The sequence below is a fragment of the Brevibacterium sp. genome, from assembly GCF_031179145.1.
Taxonomy (GTDB): domain Bacteria; phylum Actinomycetota; class Actinomycetes; order Actinomycetales; family Brevibacteriaceae; genus Brevibacterium.
The window spans coordinates 71,088-86,261 of the sequence record NZ_JAPSIB010000011.1 but is presented as its reverse complement, the minus strand read 5'-3'; the positions used below and the strand labels follow the sequence as shown (position 1 = coordinate 86,261).

13 protein-coding genes and 4 tRNA genes are annotated in these 15,174 nt (G+C 67.1%); 4 read left to right on the top strand and 13 right to left on the bottom strand.

Annotation, left to right across the window (positions count from 1 at the left end; all coding sequences use genetic code 11):
* The 5 genes from RIT73_RS09865 to RIT73_RS09845 all read right to left on the bottom strand — a co-directional run bounded on the left by RIT73_RS09865 (window position 1) and on the right by RIT73_RS09845 (window position 5,729).
* The gene (locus RIT73_RS09865) at window positions 1–672 is read right to left on the bottom strand and encodes a GntR family transcriptional regulator (RefSeq protein ID WP_309131896.1); all 672 of its coding nucleotides are present in this window, start codon (window positions 670–672) and stop codon (window positions 1–3) included.
* 32 nt (window positions 673–704) lie between these two features.
* Window positions 705–1,712, bottom strand: a complete 1,008-nt coding sequence (locus RIT73_RS09860) for a proline racemase family protein (protein WP_309131895.1) — start codon at window positions 1,710–1,712, stop codon at window positions 705–707.
* A 28-nt stretch (window positions 1,713–1,740) separates the two neighbouring features.
* Window positions 1,741–2,646, bottom strand: a complete 906-nt coding sequence (locus tag RIT73_RS09855; protein ID WP_309131894.1) for a dihydrodipicolinate synthase family protein — start codon at window positions 2,644–2,646, stop codon at window positions 1,741–1,743.
* A gap of 179 nt (window positions 2,647–2,825) precedes the next feature.
* Complete coding sequence (locus tag RIT73_RS09850) at window positions 2,826–4,745, bottom strand: aconitate hydratase (RefSeq protein ID WP_309131893.1); 1,920 nt, start codon at window positions 4,743–4,745, stop codon at window positions 2,826–2,828.
* 96 nt (window positions 4,746–4,841) lie between these two features.
* Window positions 4,842–5,729 (bottom strand): LysR substrate-binding domain-containing protein, encoded by an 888-nt coding sequence (locus RIT73_RS09845; protein ID WP_309131892.1) that lies wholly within the window; start codon window positions 5,727–5,729, stop codon window positions 4,842–4,844.
* A 217-nt stretch (window positions 5,730–5,946) separates the two neighbouring features.
* Here RIT73_RS09845 and RIT73_RS09840 point away from each other — a divergent pair, with 217 nt between their 5' ends.
* The gene (locus tag RIT73_RS09840; RefSeq protein ID WP_309131891.1) at window positions 5,947–7,119 is read left to right on the top strand and encodes an acyl-CoA dehydrogenase family protein; all 1,173 of its coding nucleotides are present in this window, start codon (window positions 5,947–5,949) and stop codon (window positions 7,117–7,119) included.
* 70 nt (window positions 7,120–7,189) lie between these two features.
* On the opposite strand, the gene RIT73_RS09835 is transcribed toward RIT73_RS09840, so the two are convergent.
* The 6 genes from RIT73_RS09835 to RIT73_RS09810 form a co-directional block, all read right to left on the bottom strand.
* Window positions 7,190–8,476 (bottom strand): C45 family peptidase, encoded by a 1,287-nt coding sequence (locus RIT73_RS09835; RefSeq protein ID WP_309131890.1) that lies wholly within the window; start codon window positions 8,474–8,476, stop codon window positions 7,190–7,192.
* Window positions 8,477–8,681: 205 nt separating this feature from the next.
* Window positions 8,682–9,071, bottom strand: a complete 390-nt coding sequence (locus tag RIT73_RS09830) for a hypothetical protein (RefSeq protein WP_309131889.1) — start codon at window positions 9,069–9,071, stop codon at window positions 8,682–8,684.
* Window positions 9,072–9,335: 264 nt separating this feature from the next.
* Window positions 9,336–9,409, bottom strand: a tRNA-Asp gene (locus tag RIT73_RS09825).
* A gap of 108 nt (window positions 9,410–9,517) precedes the next feature.
* A tRNA-Phe gene (locus RIT73_RS09820) sits at window positions 9,518–9,593 on the bottom strand.
* 69 nt (window positions 9,594–9,662) lie between these two features.
* Window positions 9,663–9,736 (bottom strand) — tRNA-Asp (locus RIT73_RS09815).
* A gap of 35 nt (window positions 9,737–9,771) precedes the next feature.
* Window positions 9,772–9,844, bottom strand: a tRNA-Glu gene (locus RIT73_RS09810).
* Between the two features lie 158 nt (window positions 9,845–10,002).
* On the opposite strand from RIT73_RS09810, the gene RIT73_RS09805 reads away from it, so the two are divergent.
* Together RIT73_RS09805 and ybaK are read left to right on the top strand one after the other, a co-directional pair.
* Window positions 10,003–10,350 (top strand): metallopeptidase family protein, encoded by a 348-nt coding sequence (locus RIT73_RS09805; RefSeq protein ID WP_309131888.1) that lies wholly within the window; start codon window positions 10,003–10,005, stop codon window positions 10,348–10,350.
* A 421-nt stretch (window positions 10,351–10,771) separates the two neighbouring features.
* Entirely contained in the window at window positions 10,772–11,272 is a 501-nt protein-coding gene (gene ybaK / locus RIT73_RS09800) for a Cys-tRNA(Pro) deacylase (protein ID WP_309131887.1), read from the top strand.
* Between the two features lie 69 nt (window positions 11,273–11,341).
* On the opposite strand, the gene RIT73_RS09795 is transcribed toward ybaK, so the two are convergent.
* Window positions 11,342–11,953 carry a YigZ family protein gene (locus RIT73_RS09795; protein ID WP_309131886.1) on the bottom strand — a complete coding sequence of 204 codons (612 nt, stop codon included), beginning with the start codon at window positions 11,951–11,953 and terminating at the stop codon, window positions 11,342–11,344.
* A 175-nt stretch (window positions 11,954–12,128) separates the two neighbouring features.
* Here RIT73_RS09795 and RIT73_RS09790 point away from each other — a divergent pair, with 175 nt between their 5' ends.
* A complete protein-coding gene (locus RIT73_RS09790; protein WP_309131885.1) occupies window positions 12,129–13,490 on the top strand; it encodes an aspartate aminotransferase family protein in 1,362 nt (453 codons plus the stop codon).
* Window positions 13,491–13,504: 14 nt separating this feature from the next.
* Here the strand turns inward: RIT73_RS09790 and RIT73_RS09785 are convergent, their stop codons facing one another.
* Entirely contained in the window at window positions 13,505–15,136 is a 1,632-nt protein-coding gene (locus tag RIT73_RS09785) for an amidohydrolase (RefSeq protein ID WP_309131884.1), read from the bottom strand.
* Between the last annotated feature and the right edge of the window lie 38 nt (window positions 15,137–15,174).

Below are 15,174 nucleotides of genomic sequence, written 5' to 3'. Positions count from 1 at the left end.
TCAGTTCTCCGCCGCCTCCTCGCCGGTGGCCCAAGTGGAACGGGCGTGGCCGATGTGGCGAGCCAGCAGGGCCTCTGCGGTTGCGCCGTCTCCCGCCCGCAGCACGCGGATGAGTTCGTGGTGCTCCTTCGCCGAGGCGGACAGCTTCCCCTCGCGGGCCAATGCGGCGATGCCGTAGAGCCGCGTGCGTGAGCGCAGCGACGTGGCGAGTTCCGTCAGCTGCGGATTGCCCGCGAACGACAGGATCAGGGCGTGGAAGTCCCGGTCGTGCGTGAGGTACCCGTTGAGGTCCTGTTCGTCCGCGCCCTTGAGGCAGGCGTCGGCGAGCGTCTCCAGCTCGGAGACGGCGTCCTCGGTGATCCGACCGGCGACGAGGTGCATGACCGGCGGCTCGAGGAGCAGCCGGATCGCGGTGAGGTCGTCGAGGTCCTTCTCCGTCACCGTCGTGACCCGGAACCCCTTGTTCTTCACCGTCTCGACGAGGCCCTCGCGGGAGAGGTCCATCATGGCCTCCCGCACCGGGGTGGCCGAGACTCCCAGCTGCTCACCGAGAGTGGGCGCGGAGACGAGCTCCCCTTCGGCCAGCTCCCCGGTGATGATGGCCGAGCGGAGCTTGTCGAGCACCGTCTCGCGCAGGTTCCGGGGCCGGTCCAGGGGGATGAGAGCTGACACGTCGAATTCCTTTCGTCACTTCCTCACAATACTCAGACGAGGAATCCGGCGGGGAAGGGGTCGCTCGGATCGAGGAAGTACTGGGCTGTCCCGGTCACCCAGGCGCGGCCTGTCACGGTCGGGACCACCGCCGGACGACCGGCGACCGTGGTCTCCTCGATGAGCCGCCCGACGAATGTCGAACCGATGTAGGACTCATTGATGAAGTCGGTGCGCAGGGGGAGTTCACCACGTGCGTGGAGCGCGGCCATCCGCGCGCTCGTCCCGGTTCCGCAGGGGGAGCGGTCGAACCAGCCGGGATGGATGACCATCGCATGCCGCGACCTCCGGGCGGTGGAACCCGGCGCCGTGAGAGAGACGTGACGGGTGCCGCGAATATCCGCGCGCTGCGGGTGAATGGGTTCATCATCGCCATTGATCGCCGCCATGACGGCCAGTCCCGCGTCGAGGATCTCGGCCCGATTGACCCGGTCGTCGCGGAACTCGATCCCGAGCGAGTCGATGTCGACGATCGCATAGAAGTTCCCACCGAACGCAAGATCATAGGTCACGGCCCCGAATCCGGGGACGCCCACCTCGGCGCCGAGGCGGTCGACGAAAGAGGGCACATTCGTGATCGTCACGGACTCGGCATGCCCCTCGGTGACCGCCACCGAGGCGACGACGAGGCCCGCAGGAGTGTCGAGGCGCACCGTCGTGACGGGTTCGACGACCTCGACCATGCCGGTCTCGACGAGGACCGTGGCGACGCCGATCGTGCCGTGGCCGCACATCGGCAGGCACCCGGAGACCTCGATGAAGAGGACGCCCCAGTCAGCGTCGACCCTGGTCGGTGGCTGCAGGATGGCGCCGCTCATCGCGGAGTGGCCGCGGGGCTCGGTCATCAGCAGGGTGCGGACATGGTCGGAGTTCTCCAGGAACCAGGTGCGGCGCTCGGCCATGGTGGCACCGGGGAGCACCCCCATGCCGCCGGTGATGACCCGGGTGGGCATCCCCTCGGTGTGGGAGTCGACGGCGTGGAAGACGCGGGTGGTGCGCATGGGTGCCTCTCGGTCAGCGGCTCCTGGTCTACTTGTCGTAGCCCTTGGCGGCGGCGGCCTTCGTGTCCTTGGTGATGCGGTCGACGATGTCCTGCGACAGCGGCAGGCGCGGGGGCCGGCAGATGCCGCCCCTGAGTCCGAGGATATCCATGGAGAGCTTGATCGCCTGGACGAATTCGGTCTTCGAGTCCCAGCGCAGCAGCGAGTGGAGGTCCCGGTAGATCTCCTGGCCCCGGTCCAGATCCGACCGGTTGCCGGACGTGCAGAGGGTGTAGAGCTCGATGCACGACTGGGGGATGGCGTTCGGATAGCCCGAGACCCAGCCGACGGCGCCGGCGAGACCGACCTCGAGCACGGTGTCATCGGTGCCGATGAGGATGTCGATGTCCGGGGCGAGTTCCTTGATCTCGTAGATGCGCCGGGGATCCCCGGAGAACTCCTTGACGCCGACCATGTTGCCTGCCGCGTGGATGTCGGCGATGAGCTCAGGCACCAGATCGACCTTGGTGTCGATCGGGTTGTTGTAGCCGACGACCGGCAATCCGACCTTGGCGACCGTGGCGTAGTGGTCCTTGACGATCGCGTGATCGGCCCGGTACGTGTTCGGAGGCAACTGCATCACCGAGGTGGCTCCGGCTTCGGCGGCCTGCTCGGCCCAGTGTGCGGACTGGAGGGCGCCGTAGGCGCCGGTTCCCGCCATGACGGTGAAGCCCTTCGGGCTGGCTTCGACCGCGGTCCGGATGACCTGGGCGCGCTCCTCGTCGCTGAGGGTCTGGTATTCGCCGAGCGATCCGTTCGGGGCGACGCCGTCGCAGCCGTTCTCCGCCAGCCAGGCGACGTGCGCGGCGAACGCATCGTAGTCAACGGAGTAGTCGTCCTTGAAGGGCAGGGCGGTGGCGACGATGACTCCGTGCCATGGCTTCTTTTCCGTCATGAGGGTTCCTTTCGCGGGGCTGGCGTCTCTGCTCAGTCTCGGGGCCCGTCACGGAAGCCGGCGACTGTGTCGATCTATCCGTGGCGTATGAAGTGTGACATTGCACAGATTAGCACGGGGTGCAGGTTCGCGGCCAGGGTGGCCGCGCCGGCGATGCGGGTCTTGTGTCGCCTTCGCAGTCAGCGGTTCGCGATACGGCCGCCGGCGAGGACCATCTCGACCTGACGGGGCGAGAGCCGGTGCTGGAAGTTGACGGAACGACCGGCCACCTCGGCGGTGATGCTCCGGGACTTCCCGAGCTGCTCACGCAGGTCGCGGAACTCGAGGACATCGCCCTGGCTGAGGGAGTCGTAGTCGGAGCCGTCGGCGAAATCCAGGGCCAGGACGCCGAAGTTCGCGAGGTTCTGCCAGTGGATGCGGGCCATGGACTTGGCGATGACCACGCGCAGCCCCAGGTAGCGGGGAGCGATCACGGCGTGCTCACGGGACGAGCCCTGACCGTAGTTCTCGCCGCCGACGATCGCGTGCCCGCCCTCGAGCGCGGCCGCCCGCTTCGCGTAGGTGGGGTCGACCTGGGTGAAGGTGAATTCCGAGATCTTCGGGATGTTGCTCCGATACGGCAGGACCCGAGACCCGGCGGGCAGGATCCCGTCAGTGGAGATGTCGTCGCCGACCTTGAGCGCGATGGGCAGGTCGATGTCCTCGGGGAGGGGGTCGAAGTCGGGCAGGGACGAGATGTTCGACCCCTTGATCAATTCCACCTCGCGCGCCTCGTCGGGCGGCAGGGGAGGGATGAGCATGGAGCGGTTGGCGGAGAACCTCTCCGGCAGCCGCACCCGCGGGTACTCCGCGTCCAGGTCCCGGGGGTCGGTGATCTCGCCGGTCAGGGCGGCCGCCGCCGCGGTCTCGGGTGAGCACAGCCAGACGGAATCCTCATCGGTGCCCGAGCGGCCGGGGAAGTTGCGCGGCATGGTGCGCAGGCTGTTGCGGCCCTTGGCCGGTGCCTCGCCCATGCCGATGCAGCCCATGCAGCCGGACTGATGGATCCGCGCTCCCGATGAGACGAGCTTCGTCAGCCAGCCCCCGGCGATGAGGTCGGCGAGAACCTCGCGGGAGGTGGGGTTGATGTCGAGGGAGACCTGCTGGTGCGCCTGGGCGCCGTCGAGGATCTCGGCGACAATCGCGAAATCGCGCAGGCCGGGATTCGCCGAGGAGCCGACGACCACCTGGAACACCTCCTCGCCGGCGCAGTCGCGAACCGGACGGACATTGCCCGGAGACGAAGGGGCGGCGATGAGGGGTTCGAGGGTCGAGAGATCGATCGAGTCGTGGAGATCGTAGGTTGCGCCCTCGTCGGCGACGAGCTCGGTGAAGTCGTCACCGCGGTCGGCGGCGACGAGGTACCGGCGGACCTCCTCGTCGGCGGGGAACACGGTGGTGGTGGCGCCGAGCTCGGCTCCCATGTTCGCGATGACATGGCGGTCCATCGCGGTGAGACTCCACAGTCCGTCACCGTAGTACTCGATGATGCGCCCGACGCCGCCCTTGACCCCATGGCGACGCAGCATCTCGAGGATGACGTCCTTGGCCGACACCCAGGGCGGAAGCTCGCCGGAGAGTTCGACGCCCATGATCTGGGGCATGTCGATGTAGAGGGGGTCGCCGGCCATGGCCGTAGCGACCTCGAGGCCGCCGACGCCGATGGCGAGCATTCCCAATGCTCCGGCCGCGCAGGTATGGGAGTCGGACCCGACCATGGTGACTCCGGGCCGTCCGAAGCGCGATTGATGAACCGGATGGGAGACTCCGTTTCCGGCGGGGGAGTACCACAGGCCGAACCGGGCGGCTGCGGACCGGAGGAGTATATGGTCCTCGGAGTTCTTCTCGTCCGTCTGCAGCAGGTTGTGGTCGACGTACTGCACGGAGGTCTCCGTCTGCACGCGGTCGAGGCCGAGGGCCTCGAGCTCGAGCATGACGAGAGTTCCGGTCGCATCCTGGGTCAGGGTGTGGTCGATCCGAACGGCGATCTCCTCGCCGGGGGTCATCGAACCGGATTCGAGATGAGAGCTGATCAGTTTCTCTGCGACATTCTGTGCCATCGTCCTTCACCTTCGAGAGCGAGCGCGGCCAGTTCAAGTCTCATTCACGCTATCCCAGTCCCTGATTGAGGACAAGGGCACTGACTTCTGCGCAGATCAGGCCGTCGGCAGAACTTCCCGCACGATCTCGAGAACTCGGCTCAGTGCGGGGGACGGGTTGTTCCGTCGCCAACCGAGCGCGAGCGGGAACGCGTCCGCCCCCTCGGTGAGCCGGACATAGCTGACGCCGTCGATGCGGATGTGATCCGAGGACGCGACGACGATGGCGATGCCCACCTGCGCGCCGACGAGTGCGAGCATGCTGTAGGGGTCCGGTGCCTCCTGGACGATGTGCGGCAGGAATCCGGCCTCGTCGGCCAGGCGCATCAGGGCTTCCCTGACCTGCGAGCCGTGGGAGGGGGCGTAGGAGATGAACGGCTCGTCGCGCAGCTCGGCGATGCTCACCTCGTCCCGGCCGGCGAAGTCGTGATCGGAGGGCACTGCCACCATGACGCGTTCCTGGCGGATGACGTGGACGTCGATGCCGGCGGGAGCCGGGGGGCTGATGACGCCGAGGTCGAGATGCCCGTCGCGCACGGCCAGCGCCGCCTCGCCGGAGTAGGTCAACGGACGCAGCACGAGTTCGATGCCCGGCTGTCGGCAGGCGACCTCCCGGGCGAGCAGAGAGAGGATGGAATAGCCGCTCGAGCCGCCGAATCCGAACTGCACCCGCCCGACGACACCCTGCTGGGCGGCGCGAGCGATGCGCTTGGCGCCCTCCACCTGCGTCTGGATGGAACGCGAGGGTTCGAGGAGCGCCTCCCCGGCCGCAGTGAGCCTGACCCGACGCGTGGTGCGCTCGAACAGCGCCACGCCCAGCTCCTTCTCCAGGGACCTGATCATCTGGCTCAGTGCCGGTTGGGCGATGTGGAGCTTCTCGGCCGCACGACCGAAGTGCAGCTCCTCGGCGACCGCGGTGAAGGCGGAGAAATGACGCAGATCCACGGGTCCCTGCCTCCTCTCCTGTGAAGCTGACGTCGGCGACGGCCACGCCGGCGTCGAATTGATAAGAATATGCCAATAATAGCTAAACGATTGGGCATTGGACTTGCATTGATCGGAAGTGGGAAGCTGAGCCTCGGACCAGAGCTCACCCTCAGACCAGAGTCGACTCTCAGACCATGACCGATAGGCGCGCGAGCGCTGCGACAGGAGCCCATCGATGACCACCACCGGCAACCCCTCCGACCTCCTCGACCTCGACGGACTCTTCTCGGACTCCGAGCGCGAGTTCCGCGACACGGTTCGCGAATTCGTCGACAACCGGATCCGTCCGAACATCGCCGAGTGGTACGAGAACGCGATCTTCCCTGTCGACATCGTTCCCGAGATGGGCGAGCTGGGCCTGCTCGGCATGCACCTCGACGGATACGGCTGCCCCGGACGCTCCGCGGTCGAATACGGACTCGCCGCCCTCGAACTCGAAGCCGGCGACTCCGGTCTGCGCACCTTCGTGTCCGTCCAGGGATCGCTCGCGATGTCGGCGATCCATAAGTTCGGCTCCGAGGAGCAGAAGACCACCTACCTGCCGGGGATGGCGAAGGGCGAGATCATCGGCTGCTTCGGCCTCACCGAGCCCACTGCAGGGTCCGATCCGTCCTCCATGGCCACGACCGCCAGCCGCAACTCGGATGGCTCCTGGACGCTGACGGGGAAGAAGAGGTGGATCGGACTCGCCTCGATCGCGGACATCGCGATCATCTGGGCCTCTACCGATGACGGCATCCGCGGATTCGTCGTTCCCACCGACAGCGCCGGTTTCACCGCGACCCCCATCGCGCCGAAGCTGTCGATGCGCGCTTCGATCCAATGCGACATCGACCTCGACGAGGTGAGCCTGCCCGCCGAGGCGATCCTGCCCGAGGCCGCCGGGCTGAAGGGGCCGTTCTCCTGCCTCAACGAAGCCCGGTACGGAATCATGTGGGGTGCGATGGGCGCTGCCCGCGATGCCTTCGAGGTGGCGCTGACGTACTCGCAGGAGCGGATGCAGTTCGACAAGCCACTGGCCGGATACCAGCTCAGCCAGGAGAAGCTGGTCAACATGGCGCTCGAGATCCAGAAGGGCATCCTCATCGCCGAGCGAACGGGTCGGCTCAAGGACTCGGGCCACCTGAACCCCGTGCAGATCTCGGTGGGCAAGCTCAACAACTGCCGGGAGGCCATCGCCATCTGCCGGGAAGCCCGGACCATGCTCGGCGGCAACGGGATCACACTCGACCATTCCCCGCTGCGGCACGCGAACAACCTCGAATCCGTGCGCACCTATGAAGGAACCGACGAGGTCCACACTCTCATCCTCGGCCGCCACATCACAGGAGAACCCGCGTTCCGCTGACGACGGCGTTCAGGTGCTCAGCACAGAGGCATCTCTCCACCACGCGAAGGACTGGCCGACCTCACACGGTTCAGCGCCAGCGCTGCCATGCGGCCTGCCGGCTGACATCGGCGATCTCGGCCACCCGTGCCCATGAGTTCTGCTCGGCCAGCAGACGGGCGCTGGTGCCGAGCGCCTCGCCGACCTCGGTGGAGAGATCGATGAGCGCCGAGAATGCGGCAGGATCCGGAGACTGTGCGAGGTCGCGGACCGCCCCGCGCGCGGTTGCTGAGAGCTCGGCCACGGTGGCGATCCGGGGAGGCTCGGCGCCGGCCGACTCGGTGGCCGGATTCTCGGGGTCCGAGGCCGATCCCCGATCCGGTCTCAGGTCGACCGGGTCGGGTGTGGGGTCGTCGAGGGTCACGATGATCATCTCCTCGGTAGAAGTGAAGGTTCGGGTCCAGCTGCGGGAGCGCCACCGGTATTCGACCTCGCCGCGCAGGGGCCGGTAGACGGCAGTGTACAGGGTGCCGAAGGCGTTGTCGTAGTCGCCGCTGAAGACCCCCTGACCCAGCATCGCCTCGGCGATCTCTTCCACGTCGCCACCCTGATCCACGGCGCCGGTGAGCAGATCCTGCCGTTCGACGCTGCGAAAGCGCCGGGCGTGATCGGGGAATTCGGGTTGGCGCCCACGGTGATTCGTCGCGATGGGGTCCTCGGTGACTTCCGGTGCCATTCCGGGACCGACGTAGGCGGTCACGGCCGTCCCCTTCGCATCGACCATCGTGAGGTTGTAGTACATCGAGACCGGTATCGTCTCGAGCCGGCGCAGTGCTTCGGGGACATCTCCCGCTACCTCGAGGAGGAAGCGCACGACCAGGGGAGCGGCGAATCCGTCGCCGTCACCGGGCCGACCGCCGAAGGCGAGCGACACGGCCAGGCCGTCGTCGTTCATTCCATCGAGGAGCCCCCAGAGGCAGTCCGAGGTGCCGATGACCCGGCGGGAGCCGTAACGGGTCGAACTGTGAACACACTCGAACAGTTCGAGGCCGTAGTCATAGTTGCGCAGCAGCGCGGGTTCCGGTGCGCGGAGGGCGACTTGGGAGCAGCCCGGCAGGAAGCGGGGCGGGTTCCAGAGCGTGAGCATTCTCGCGGCCGTCTCATCCCCACCGGCGAGGTCGACGAGTCGTTGCCAGGTGGGGACCAGCTCGGGCATGTGCTCGCGAAGCCTGCTCTCTGCGGTCCGCAGGTCGGGTCGAGCTTGGTCGCCGTCGCGCAGGTACCAGGCACGGTAAGCGGGCCACACGCTGTCGAACAGGGCCTTCCAACGGGCGGACGGGCGGTCTTCGGTGATTCCGTAGAACGTGAATGAAGTCATGTGTCAAGAATATGTTGACAGTCGAGGGCGTGTCAAGAAATTCTTGACGCGCCCCCTGCGTGCAGAGAGTCGGCAGTCTGGCACCTGCGTGAGCGGATTCCGCTAGTCGGAGCTGGAACGGACGAGGACCCCCACGCCAGGTGAGGGTCCTCGGAGGGTCGTCAGCCGCGCGCTCACATGATTCTGCGAGCAGCGGGGGAGTGGATCAGTACTCGTCGTCGATGACCTGCGGCATGCCGTCGATGACGTCGACGTCCTCGATGTCGTCGTCGGCCAGGGCATCGACATCGAGATCGTCGCCGGCGAGTTCGGCCACCTCGGCATCGTCATCGCCGTCGGAGACCATCTCGTCGCCGTCCCGATTGCCCTGCTCGGCAGCAGCCGATTCATCCACGGAGAATTCGTCCGGGATTCCAGCCGCGTTGTCGTCGATCAGCTCGGGATCACCCTCGGCCGAGTCCGTGTCTTCGAGGAGCGCGTCGTCGGCGCCTTCGATTCCGGTTCCGACAGGTCCTTCGGCGCCGGGTTCGATGTAGGGCTCCTCGACGTCGGGATCGCCCTGCACGTCCATCGGGTCCATGGGGTTCTCGGTCATGATCGCTCCTCAACTGTCATCGGTCGGTGCCGACCTCAGGCCGGCCGTGGTCGGATCCTCATTGTTGCACGTGGGGACGGTTCCGGACAGAAGTCCTTGATGCCGCAGTTCCGAGTCCGGCGAACCGGCAGCCCCTGGCGCGACGGCCCGACTTCGCCGCGAGTGCCCCTCCTCTGACCGGGGCCGGCGCGACTATGTGGGGCAGCGGGGAGTTGGGGCGTGAGACAGAGAAAGGCCCCTCCGAAGAAGGACCTTTGTCAACTGCGACCCTGACGGGACTCGAACCCGCGACCTCCGCCGTGACAGGGCGGCGCGCTAACCAACTGCGCTACAGGGCCTGGCATCGCAGAGCCGTCCCGGCGACCACGACAATGACTGGCATTGACCGCAGAGGACGGGAAGTCCTGCGAACGAGAGGAACCCTCGGCAATCCGAGGGTTCCCATCTGGTGGCTCCGACCGGCGTCGATCCGGTGACCTTTCGATTTTCAGTCGAACGCTCTACCAACTGAGCTACAGAGCCTTGCCTGTTGACTCGTCAAGACGAGTCGGGAGAAACAAAGGCTCTTCCGAGGAAGAGCCTTGTGCTCCGCGACCCTGACGGGACTCGAACCCGCGACCTCCGCCGTGACAGGGCGGCGCGCTAACCAACTGCGCTACAGGGCCTTGCTTGTGATCCATGATCTCTCGATCCTGTATCGTACCCCCAACGGGATTCGAACCCGTGTCGCCGCCGTGAAAGGGCGGTGTCCTAGGCCACTAGACGATGGGGGCCTTCGGTTCCCCGGGTCCTCCCTGGGCAACGACGTTAAGCTTATCCCAATCATTTCGGTGAATGCAAAGCGAAAACCAGTGTCCCGCCTCACAGTGCGAAACCCGCACCGAAGGGCCTCCGCCGAGGTGGTGCGGAAGTGGGCGGATAGGGTTGAGATATGGAGCACCTGAGTGAAGAAGAGTTCGAGTCGATCCTCGATGAGGCTCTGGACGAACTTCCCGCGGGCGTCACGGATGAACTCGACAACGTCGCTCTCTTCGTCGAGGACGAGCCCGAGGACGGCAGCACTTCTCTGCTGGGACTGTATGAAGGCACGCCCATGGGTGAGCGGGGTCAGCTCGGCCTGGAGATGCCGGACACGATCTTCCTCTACCGCAACAATCTCATCGCCTTCGCCGAGGACCGGGATCATCTCAGGCAGGAGATCGTCGTAACGATCGTGCACGAGATTGCGCACTTCTACGGAATCGACGACGACCGGCTCCACGAGATCGGCTGGGGCTGACCCCACCCCGGCGGCTGCTGTCCATTCGGCAAGTCGACTGTCCGCCCTGTCGAGCCGCTTCGGCCACGGGCGAAGCCGGATCCGGTGTGTGCGCGGGGGCAGGGTTCGTGCTCCGGCCGGTCGGCCGTTCTGCCTCTTCCCGCGACCGGCGGCGGTGCGACCTGGGCGGACGTCGCCGGGTGCGCTCGCCCGGTGTTCGTGCCCGCTGACGGCGGCCCACCTCGGCGAGGTCCTTATCTGAGGCATTACCGAACGGTCGCCATTCAGCGCAGAGATTGGCGTTGGCCCGCGCATTTCGCCTATTGTGGCTACATATCCAGAGCATTCGAAACTACATTCCGTCCGTATCGAAGCTCACGCAGACTCTGCATCGCGGCACGAAGCGTGTCGGCCGAGTACGGGCAGGAGGCACGACCCCTATATGACAGTCGCATCCAGAACGACCAGCGCAGCAACCCCGGCGGTGCGTGTTCTCAACCTGGCGGGGATCGACTACTCCCTGCGCAGCTTCGAGCATGATCCCAGTACTCGACGCTATGGTTCCGAGGCAGCGGACAAGCTCGGCGTCGGCTCCGACCGGGTCTTCAAGACCCTCATGATCCAGGTCGACGGATCTCCGGTGACCGCGCTCGTCCCCGTCTCCGGGCAACTCGACCTCAAAGCCCTGGCCTCCGCTCGCAATGCGAAGAAGGCCCAGCTGGCAGGCGTCGCCGAAACCGAGCGTCGGACCGGATACCCGGTCGGCGGCGTCTCCCCGTTCGGTCAGCGCCATGCCGTCCCGGTCGTCATCGACCGCACCGCGCTGGAGCATTCCTCCGTCTTCGTCTCCGCCGGTCGCCGTGGCCTCGAGATCGAGATCCGTCCCGAGGACCTCGTCATGCTCACCAACGCGCAGGTCGCGAAGATCGCCGCCCTCGACTGACCGTCAGCACCGAGCGCTGACCACCTGCACCATTCGACGTCGCCGACGGTCAGCACGGTTCACTGACCGTCAGCACCATTCGACGTCGCCGACGGTCGGCTCAGCCCGGCCCGCGGTGAGGTCGGCGAGCATCGCCAGCGCCGCGTCCACCTCGGCGACGGGCACCAGCACGTCCACGGTCACCTGAGCGCCGTACTCCGCGCGGCACGTCCATCCCCGGTTCCCGGCCGCTCGTTCCACGGCATTGGCCTGGGCGTAGTCCAGTGGTGCCGTGACCGGGACGCGCTCATGCCGCGTGACGATGCGGACCAGGTCCACCGCCGCCGAGGCGGCCTGACCGTAGGCGCGCACCAGCCCACCCGCACCGAGCAGGGTTCCCCCGAAATACCGGGTCACGACTGCGACGACGAAGGTCAGTTCGTGGCCGGTGAGGACGTCGAGGATCGGGGCGCCGGCGGTTCCCGCGGGCTCACCATCGTCGCTGAACCGGCGAGTGCGGGAATCGGGATCGAGGACGAATGCCGTGCAGTGGTGGCGGGCCTTGGGATGAGCGGATCGACGGGCGGCGATGACCTCGCGCGCCTCTTCCTCGGTTCCGACCGGGGCGACGAAGCCGATGAAGCGCGACCTCTTGATCTCGATCTCGGCCTCGGCTGCGTCTGTGATGGTCCGATACGGCATGCTCTCAGCCTATCGAACCGGGTTCCGGATGCAGCCGGTCCCGGCTCAGATCGCAGGGTGGACCTCGGGCCGGTTCCGGTCCTGGTCACAGGTGGTCGCCGCTGGCGTACGATGAGCGAAGAGGCGCAGAGAGCGCCCCTCGATCATCTCTCAGCTGGCGAAAGGATGGCCGGACATGCACCACCTCAGTGATGCCGAGATCGCAGCGATCAAGGACGAATCCGCACGAGCCTACGAACTCGACCGGGCCCATGTCTTCCATTCCTGGTCGGCGCAGCAGAAGCTCGACCCGATGACGGTCTCCCGCGCCCAGGGCTCCTATGTCTACGACGGGCAGGGGCAGCCGTTCCTCGACTTCTCCTCCCAGCTCGTCAACACGAACATCGGCCACCAGCACCCGAAGGTCGTCCAGGCGATCAAGGATCAGGCGGACCTGCTGTGCACGATCAGTCCTGCCCACGTCAACGCCGCCCGCTCCGAGGCCGCCCGGCTCATCACCGACCGGACTCCCGCCGGCCTCGACCACGTGTTCTTCACCAACGGCGGAGCCGACGCCAACGAACACGCGATCCGGATGGCCCGGTTGCACACCGGCAAGCACAAGGTCCTCTCCCGCTACCGCTCGTACCACGGTGGGACGCAGACGGCCATCAACGTGACCGGCGACCCCCGCCGCTGGGCCAACGACCTCGGCGACTCGGGCGTCGTCCACTTCTTCGGCCCTTTCCTCTACCGGTCCGAGTTCAACGCCACCACCGAGGCGGAGGAGACCGAGCGGGCGCTGCGCCACCTCGAGCGCACCATCGAACTCGAAGGTCCGCCGACCATCGCCGCTATCGTCCTCGAAACGATCCCCGGCACGGCCGGGATCATGGTCCCCTCGAAGGAATACCTGCAGGGCGTGCGGGCCCTGTGCGACAAGTACGACATCATGTACATCGCCGACGAGGTGATGGCCGGGTTCGGCCGTACCGGCCGCTGGTTCGCATTCGACCACTTCGACGTCGTGCCCGACCTCGTCACGTTCGCCAAGGGCGTCAACTCCGGGTATGTGCCGCTGGGCGGAGTGATCATGAGCGACGCCATCTACGACACGTTCGCCCAGAGGCCCTACCCGGGCGGACTCACGTACTCCGGGCACCCGCTTGCCTGTGCCGCCGCCGTCGCCACCATGAAGGCCATGGAGGAAGAGGGCATGATCGAGCACGCGGCCCGCCTCGGCGAGGAGATCGTGGGTCCGCGGCTGCGCGAGATCGCGGAGAAGTCCAAGCACGTCGGCGAGGTGCGAGGGGTCGGCATGTTCTGGGCCGTCGAGCTCGTCTGGGACAAGGAGACCCGTGAGCCGCTGGCTCCCTACGGCGGCAGCTCACCCGAGCTCGCCTCCGTCGTCGGGCAGATGAAGGAGCACGGCGTCATCCCGTTCTCCAACTTCAACCGGATCCACGTGGTGCCGCCGATCAACATCAGCGAAGAGGATCTCGAGAAGGGCCTGGGCGTCACCGAGAAGGTGCTCACCGACCTCGACTTCAGCCGCTGAGGCGACGGGGACCCTCACCGGGCGTCGTGGGTGAACTCTCCGCCGAGGACGGTCGCGCGGACGGGGATCTGCGAGATCTCGATCGCGGCCACCTCGGCGGGGTGGGCATCGAGGGCCACGAAGTCGGCGAGCTTCCCCCGCGACAGCGTTCCTTTGTCCCCACCCTGCCCTGAGGCGGTCGCCGCCACGGAGGTGTAGGCGGCGATCGCCTCAGCGGGGCTCAGGCATTCGGCGGCCGAGCCCATGACGTCGCCGCCGCGGGTGCTGCGGGTCACGAACGCCTCGATTCCGCGCAGCGCATTGCCGTCGGCGCATGGGCGGTCAGAGCTGCCGGCGAGCAGCACCCCGGCATCGACGAAGGACTTCGCTCGGTAGAGCAGCCGCCGGCGCTCCGGGCCGACCGAGGCATTCATCCCGTCGCCGATGCCTTCGGCGAAGGCCGACTGCGGGGTGACGGCGATGCCGTGCTCGGCGAGAGTGGCCAGGTGCTCGTCGTGGACGAGCGCGGCGTGCTCGATCCGGTTGGGCACCGCACGCCTGCCGTGACGGGTCTGCGCCTCGACGATGGTGGCGACGGCAGCATCGACGGCGGCGTCGCCGATCGCGTGCACCGCCACCGACCAGCCCGAGGCATAGGTGTCGAGGATCCGGCGACGCAGCGCCTCGGCGTCGTCCTGGAGGTAGCCGGGATGGTCCTTGCCGGTGTAATTCTCCCGCAGCGCCGCGGTCTCCCCGCTCAGCGCCCCGTCCATGAAGAACTTCACCGGCCCGAGGGAGATCAGATCGTCGCCGAGCCCGGTGCACAGTCCCGCGTCGAGACCGATGCCGAACCCGTCGGCGGGATTGGCCGCGATCTCGTGGAGCCCGTCGGCCTGCGGCATCAACTGGGCCCGGGCGCGCAGCTTCCCCTGCTCGCGGGCACGGAGGTAGGCGCTGATCTCGATGGGGGAGTGGCCGATCCAGCCGTAGGCGATGCCGCATTCGCCGAACGAGGTGATGCCCTCCTGCGCGTAGCGGGCTGTCGCGAGGTCGAGCGCCTCGACGATCGTGTCGAGGGAGTACGGGCGGATGAGGTTCTGGACGAGCTCCTGCGCGGTCTCCTCGAGCAGACCGGTCGGGCGGCCCGCGGCGTCGCGCACGACCTTGCCGCCGATCGGCTCGGCGAAGTCCGGGTCGAGGATCCCGGCGCGGTGCAGCGCCTCGGTGTTGACGATCGCGGCGTGCCCCGAAGTCTGGCGCATGAACAGGGGCCGGTCGCCGGTGATCGCATCGAGGCGGGCGAGCTCGGGGTACTGTCCGCCGTAGTCACGGTGGGCGAATCCGGTGGCGTTGATCCACTCGCCGGGCGGAGTCGTGGCGGCCGCACGCTCAAGGGCTGCGTAGACGTCGGGGAGGCCGCCGGGCAGGTTCGTCACGTCGACCGAGGCCAGCGTGAGGCCGAACCAGGTCGTGTGGCAGTGGGCGTCATGGAAGCCCGGCAGCACCGTCGCCCCGCCGAGGGACTCCACCCGATCAGCGTCGATGCCGTCGAGCTCCTCGTCGAAGCCGATGATCCGCCCGCCGAAGACACCGATGCGGGTGGCTCGGGGACGGTTGGGGTCGAGGGTGTGGGCGTCGAGATCGGTGAAGATCGCGTCGATTCTCATGGGTTCCTTCGGGTGACGGGGGGAGGGGGTCTCAACCC